A 6,112-nucleotide genomic window follows, 5' to 3' on the forward strand; every position below is an offset into this window, starting at 1 on the left:
GGCGGGGCGGGTGGGGGCCGGGGGCAGTTGGCCCTTGAGGGGGCCCCACTCGTTCGGGTCCGGTACGCCCGGCGGGAGCATCTGGCGGCGTTTGGGACCGGCGTGGCCCGGCGTGGACTCGCCCGGCTCCTTCGCGCCCGGCCAGGCCTTCGCGACCCGGGCCGCCAGCACGAAGTCCTTGCGCAGCGGGTGGCCTTCGAAGGCTTCGGGCAGCAACAGGTGCACCAGGTTGGGGTGGTCGGTGAAGGTGACGCCGAACATCTCGTAGGTCTCGCGCTCGTGCCAGCCCGCGCCCGCGTAGACCCCGAGGGCCGTGGGCAGTTCGGCGGCCTCGTGCGGGACGGTCGTACGGACCAGCAGGCGCCGTACGGCCCGGGGTCGGACGGACGCGACGTGCGCGGCGACCCGGAAGCCGGTGCCCGGTTCGTCGACGGCGCTCAGCCAGTCGAAGTACGTGCATCCGAGCCGGTCACGGGCGGTTTCGAGCGCGGTCAGCCAGGACGCGGCGGGGACGTCGACCGTCAGCAGGTCGTACGCCAGCTCCGCCGTGGCGCCCTCGCCGAAGATCTCGGCGACGGCGTCGGGGAGGCTGTCGTACGCGTCGCGCGCCCCGTGGACGTCCTGCGCGTCGTGCGCGTCCGAAGTCATCAGGTGCTCTCCCCCGGCGTCGGCGGCGCCGCGACCAGCCCGCTGCGCAGCGCGGTCGTACTGGGCCGGCGGCCCTCGGAGCCGTAACGCTCCCCCAGCGATTCGCGGGAGATCTTCTCCTGGAGCTTGAGGATCCCCTGGAGCAGCGCCTCGGGGCGCGGCGGGCAGCCCGGTACGTAGACGTCGACGGGGATGATCTGGTCGACGCCCTTGGTGACGGAGTACGAGTCCCAGTACGGGCCACCGCAGTTGGAGCAGGCGCCGAAGGAGATCACGTACTTCGGCTCGGGCATCTGCTCGAACAGCCGCTTCACCGCGGGTGCCATCTTGTCCGTCACCGTGCCGGACACGACCATCAGGTCCGCCTGGCGCGGGCCCGGCGCGAGGGGGATGACACCGAGCCGGATGAAGTCGTGCCGGGCCATCGACGCGGCGATGAACTCGATGGCGCAGCAAGCCAGTCCGAAGTTGAAGACCCAGAGGCTGTAGCGGCGGCCCCAGTTGAGGACCACCTTCATCGGCTGGGGCGCCAGTCGGGAGAGCACACCCAGGCGTTGCGGGTTCGGCAGATCCACCGGGGCGGGACCCGAGGTGGCACCGGTGTCCGGGGTCGTCACGTCCATTCCAGGACGCCCTTCTTCCATGCGTAGAGCAGTCCTACGGCCAGGAAGCCGAGGAAGATGAACATCTCGACGAGCGTCGTCGCGCCGTATCCCGGGGCCGCGAAGACCGTCGCCCACGGGAAGAGGAAGATCGAGTCGACGGCGAAGATGACGTACAGGAAGGCGTACACGTAGTAGCGGACCTGGGTGTGTGCCCAGCCCTCGCCCACCGGGTCGACGCCGCATTCGTACGTAAGCAGCTTCTCGGGCGTCGGTACCACCGGCCGCAGCAGTCGGCCCGCCCCGAAGGCCACGGCGACGAAGAGCACGCCGACGACCGCGAGCAGTCCGACCACCGAATAGCTCTGGAAGTACTCCGACGCGAGAACGGTCGGTTCCGGCACGTCCGTCACCCGCCCCTCGTTCCGCCCATCGGTGATCCGTACGGACGGGAGTCTAGGCCCTGCTAAAGGGACCGTAAGCAGTCGGTCGCGCATCAGTCATGACGGGGTCATGACCGGGTCCGGGCTCGGCCGGCTCAGGCGCTGGTCGGGCCGCTCCTCAAGGGAGGTCACGGGTTGGTGGGGTTATCCCCACCACGGCTCTCCCAGCCACCCCATGGCGTGGGATCCCGCGGCCGGGCAGGCTAGGGCGTTATGAACGCCCGCGCACACGTCCCCGACGACGACCGGCCCCCGCCCCCGCCCCGTTTCGCCTTCAACCGGCACACCTGGAAGGAGATCGCCCATCTCCTCGCCAATCTGCCGGTCTCGGTGGCCGGCTTCATCTATGTCGTGGCCGTCGTGCCCACCGGTGTCGTCCTGTCCGTGACCGTGATCGGTCTGCCCTGGCTCACCGGCGGTCTCGCCGGTGCCCGGCTGCTGGGCAGGGCCGAACGGGCACGGGCGCGCGCCCTGCTGGGGGTGCGGATCGACGAGCCGAGCCCGCTCCGCGGCCGGGACCGCCGCGAGAGGCGCGCCCGCGGCACCGAGGGGTTCTTCTCCTGGATGTGGACGGGGCTGAAGGACCCGGTGGGCTGGCGGACGGTGCTGTACGAGTTCATCCGGCTGCCGTGGGGAATCCTGACGTTCGCGATCACCCTGGTGAGCCTGTTCGTCCTGTGGCCGGTGCTGCCGCACATCGCGCGCGGTCTGACCAACGTGGACCGGGCCCTGGTGCGCGGGCTGCTCTCACCGTCGGACGAGTTGGAGAGCCGGATCGCGGAGCTGGAGTCGGACCGGGGTGTGGTCGTGGACACAGCCGCCGCCGATCTGCGCCGTATCGAGCGGGATCTGCACGACGGGGCGCAGGCCCGGCTGGTCGCGCTGGCCATGGGGCTCGGCCTCGCGAAGGAGAAGCTGCTGGAGGACCCGGAGGCGGCGGCGAGCATGGTCGACGAGGCGCACGGCGAGGTGAAGCTGGCGCTCCAGGAGCTGCGCGACCTCGCGCGGGGCATCCATCCGGCCGTACTGACGGACCGGGGGCTGGACGCCGCGCTGTCGTCCGTGGCGTCCCGCTGCACCGTCCCGGTCAAGGTCGAGGTCGAGCTGGCCGAACGGCCGGCGGCGGCGATCGAGGGCATCGCGTACTTCACCGTCTCGGAGCTGCTCCAGAACGTCAGCAAGCACAGCGGGGCGAGCATGGCGAGCGTCGAGGTGTGGCGGGCGGAGAACCGGCTGCTGATCCAGATCGAGGACAACGGGCGCGGCGGCGCGCGGCTGGAGGGCGGGACGGGCATGGCGGGGCTGGCCGAGCGGCTGGGCGCCGTGGACGGGCTCTTCGTGCTCGACTCGCCGGCCGGAGGGCCGACCGTCGTGACGGCCGAACTCCCGTGGCGCGAGCGCGAGCGTCCCGAACCGGCGCGGAGCCGGGCGCCGGGGGCGTAAAACCGCACCACGGGGGTGGGGAAAACCCCAGGGTGAAGACGGATACCGACCTCATGGTGCGGGCGCCGTCGGCGGATCAGCATGGAGATACGACAGGAAAGCCCGACCGCCCCCGCCCGGGGACCCGACCGCCCCGCTCGCAGAACGGACGACACGATGGCCACGGACTACGGCTCACGGACACAGCTACAGCGCCCCATCCTTCCCACGGCACTGCGCGCTCCGTTCGGGCTCCGGATGGTGAAGGAGTTCGCCTATCTCCTCCTGAACCTTCCGATGGGCATCCTCTTCTTCGTCTACGTGGTGACGATGCTCTCCGTCAGCGCGGGGCTCCTGGTCACCTTCCTCGGCATTCCGCTGCTGGCCGCCGCGCTCGTCGGCTGCCGGGGCCTGGGCGCGGTCGAGCGGGCCCGGGCGCGGGCGCTGCTCGATCTGGACGTCGCGAGCCCGCTGCCCGTGCGGGGGGAGAAGGCCGGATTGATGTCCTGGGTCGGCGCGGTCCTCAAGAGCGGGGTGTCCTGGCGGCACGTGCTCTACGGCTTCCTGCACTTCCCGTGGGTGATGTTCTCGTTCGTCACGTCCGTGACCTTCGTCGTGACCAGCTGGAGCCTCTTCCTCTACCCGCTGTGGCAGTGGACCTTCCCCGCGTATCTGGACCAGGACGGCATCGCGGTCTTCAGCGACGGCTCCCGCGAGTTCTACGTGGACACCCCGTTCGAGATAGCCGCCACCAGCGTCGTGGGACTCGTCCTGGTCCTCACCTCGCCGTGGCTGGTGCGTGGACTGACCACCGTGGACCGGCTGTTGGTGGCCGGTCTGCTCGGCCCGTCCAAGCTGGCGACGCGCGTCTCCGAGCTGGAGTCGGACCGGGGCGTGGTGGTCGACACCGCCGCCGCCGACCTGCGCCGTATCGAGCGTGACCTGCACGACGGGGCGCAGGCCCGGCTGGTGGCGCTGGCCATGGACCTGGGGCTGGCGAAGGAGAAGCTGCTGGAGGACCCGGAGGCGGCGGCGCGGATGGTCGACGAGGCGCACGGCGAGGTCAAGGTCGCGCTCCAGGAGCTGCGCGACCTGGCGCGGGGCATACATCCGGCGGTCCTCACCGACCGCGGTCTGGACGCCGCGCTGTCCTCCGTCGCCTCCCGCTGCACCGTCCCGGTCCAGGTCGAGGTCGACCTGGCGCACCGGCCGGCGGCGGCCATCGAGGGCATCGCCTACTTCACGGTCTCGGAGCTTCTGCAGAACGTGAGCAAGCACTCGGGGGCCACCCGCGCCACGGTGGACGTGTGGCAGGTGGAGACCCGGCTGATGCTCCAGGTCTCGGACAACGGCCGGGGCGGCGCGAACACCTCGGCGGGCAGCGGCCTGGCCGGTCTCGCGGAGCGGCTCGACGCGGTGGACGGGATCCTGGTCGTCGACTCACCGGTCGGCGGGCCGACGACGGTGACGGCGGAGCTGCCCTGGCGGAAGTGACGCCCCGAAGACCCCGAACCCACGGGGGGGGATCCGCCGAACCCAGACACGCAGACATACAGGCACCCATACGCGGCCACGGCGCACCGGACATCGTCCGGTGCGCCGGAGTCGCGTCTATCGCTTTCACCGGTTCCCGGCCGGTGGACGCACGGCGCTACGAATACTGGGATGCTGGGACCGCAGGGCGGACGCGAAGCGCGTCGGCACATCGACATGGGGGCTACACGGTCGTGGAGGACAGGGTACGAGTGGTCATCGCCGAGGATTCGGTGCTCCTGCGGGAGGGCCTGACCCGGCTGCTGACCGATCTCGGGCATGACGTGGTGGCCGGGGTCGGGGACGGCGAGGCGCTGATCAAGACCGTCGGCGACCTGGCCCGTGAGGGCGCGGCGCCGGACGTGGTGGTGGCCGACGTACGGATGCCGCCGACCCACACCGACGAGGGTGTCCGGGCGGCGGTCCAGCTGCGCAAGGATCATCCGGGGATCGGCGTGCTGGTGCTGTCCCAGTACGTGGAGGAGCAGTACGCGACGGAACTGCTCGCCGGCAGCAGCCGCGGGGTCGGCTATCTGCTGAAGGACCGGGTGGCCGAGGTCCGGGAGTTCGTGGACGCGGTCGTCCGGGTGGCCAGGGGCGGCACCGCGCTCGACCCCGAGGTGGTGGCACAGCTGCTGGGCCGCAGCCGGAAGCAGGACGTGCTGGTCGGCCTGACCCCCCGGGAGCGTGAGGTGCTGGGCCTGATGGCGGAGGGCCGGACGAACTCGGCGATCGCCAGGCAGCTCGTCGTGAGCGACGGCGCGGTGGAGAAGCACGTCAGCAACATCTTCCAGAAGCTGGGCCTGTCCCCGAGTGACGGAGATCACCGCAGGGTGCTGGCCGTGCTGACGTATCTCAACTCATGACGGTGTACGGACAGGGCCCGACGCTGCGGTCATGTAGCGGCCACGCAACGGGTCCTAGTCCAAAAGACTGAGTTCAAATCGGCACAGACAGGGATAAAGACAGAGCGCCCGGGGGCGGAGAAAACATGGCAAATTGCCACAGGAAAGCGTCTCAGAATGACGTCCACCATGCGAGCGGCCAAGGGAAGGCGACCCTTACCGACGTAGGGTGGCCCCTGGGTTCGCCGGTCGCGCCGGTCAGCCCCAGCAGCCGCCTCGAGGGAGGTCCAGTTCAGTGACCAGCCAGGTCAGTAGCCCAGCCGAGCAGGCCGACGAGGCTGACGACACGAGTGACTCCGTCGTCGGCGAACAGCGCACCGAGCAAGAGCAAGGCGTGCCCGGGACGGTCGGTGCGTCGGGTGTGAAGGAGGTCCGTCGTCTGGATCGGGTGATCATTCGTTTCGCGGGTGATTCGGGTGACGGTATGCAGCTGACGGGTGACCGGTTCACGTCGGAGACGGCGTCGTTCGGGAACGACTTGTCGACGCTGCCGAACTTTCCCGCGGAGATCCGTGCGCCTGCCGGGACGCTGCCGGGCGTTTCCTCGTTCCAGCTGCAC

The 6,112-nt window shown here is 70.4% G+C and carries 6 protein-coding genes and 1 pseudogene; 4 read left to right on the forward strand and 3 right to left on the reverse strand.

The window, feature by feature from the left end:
• The 3 genes from BHU15_RS37080 to BHU15_RS37090 all read right to left on the reverse strand — a co-directional run.
• Positions 1 to 648, reverse strand: a 648-nt coding sequence (locus BHU15_RS37080) for an NADH-quinone oxidoreductase subunit C (RefSeq protein WP_069631094.1), incomplete at its 3' end; no start/stop codon positions are given.
• Positions 648 to 1,271, reverse strand: coding sequence for an NADH-quinone oxidoreductase subunit B (locus BHU15_RS37085; RefSeq protein ID WP_069631095.1), 624 nt, complete (start codon positions 1,269 to 1,271; stop codon positions 648 to 650). The genes BHU15_RS37085 and BHU15_RS37080, both read right to left, overlap by 1 nt.
• Positions 1,262 to 1,663, reverse strand: coding sequence for an NADH-quinone oxidoreductase subunit A (locus BHU15_RS37090; RefSeq protein ID WP_023539403.1), 402 nt, complete (start codon positions 1,661 to 1,663; stop codon positions 1,262 to 1,264). The genes BHU15_RS37085 and BHU15_RS37090 overlap by 10 nt, the downstream gene beginning before the upstream one ends.
• Before the next feature lie 243 nt (positions 1,664 to 1,906).
• Between BHU15_RS37090 and BHU15_RS37095 the strand changes: the two genes are divergently transcribed.
• The 4 genes and pseudogenes from BHU15_RS37095 to BHU15_RS37110 all read left to right on the forward strand — a co-directional run.
• Positions 1,907 to 3,136, forward strand: a complete 1,230-nt coding sequence (locus tag BHU15_RS37095; protein ID WP_069631096.1) for a sensor histidine kinase — start codon at positions 1,907 to 1,909, stop codon at positions 3,134 to 3,136.
• 156 nt (positions 3,137 to 3,292) lie between these two features.
• The gene (locus BHU15_RS37100; protein ID WP_069631097.1) at positions 3,293 to 4,609 is read left to right on the forward strand and encodes a sensor histidine kinase; all 1,317 of its coding nucleotides are present in this window, start codon (positions 3,293 to 3,295) and stop codon (positions 4,607 to 4,609) included.
• Between the two features lie 233 nt (positions 4,610 to 4,842).
• A complete protein-coding gene (locus BHU15_RS37105) occupies positions 4,843 to 5,514 on the forward strand; it encodes a response regulator transcription factor (RefSeq protein ID WP_078075602.1) in 672 nt (223 codons plus the stop codon).
• A gap of 274 nt (positions 5,515 to 5,788) precedes the next feature.
• Positions 5,789 to 6,112, forward strand: a pseudogene (locus BHU15_RS37110) (2-oxoacid:acceptor oxidoreductase subunit alpha); the annotation flags it as partial.

This window comes from Streptomyces niveus (assembly GCF_001723055.1).
GTDB lineage: Bacteria > Actinomycetota > Actinomycetes > Streptomycetales > Streptomycetaceae > Streptomyces > Streptomyces niveus.

Excerpts from the sequence above, each read along its gene's own strand:
- BHU15_RS37085 (WP_069631095.1), bottom strand. The coding sequence starts at position 1,271 with ATGGACGTGACGACCCCGGACACCGGTGCCACCTCGGGTCCCGCCCCG.
- BHU15_RS37095 (WP_069631096.1), top strand. The coding sequence starts at position 1,907 with ATGAACGCCCGCGCACACGTCCCCGACGACGACCGGCCCCCGCCCCCG.
- BHU15_RS37100 (WP_069631097.1), top strand. The coding sequence starts at position 3,293 with ATGGCCACGGACTACGGCTCACGGACACAGCTACAGCGCCCCATCCTT.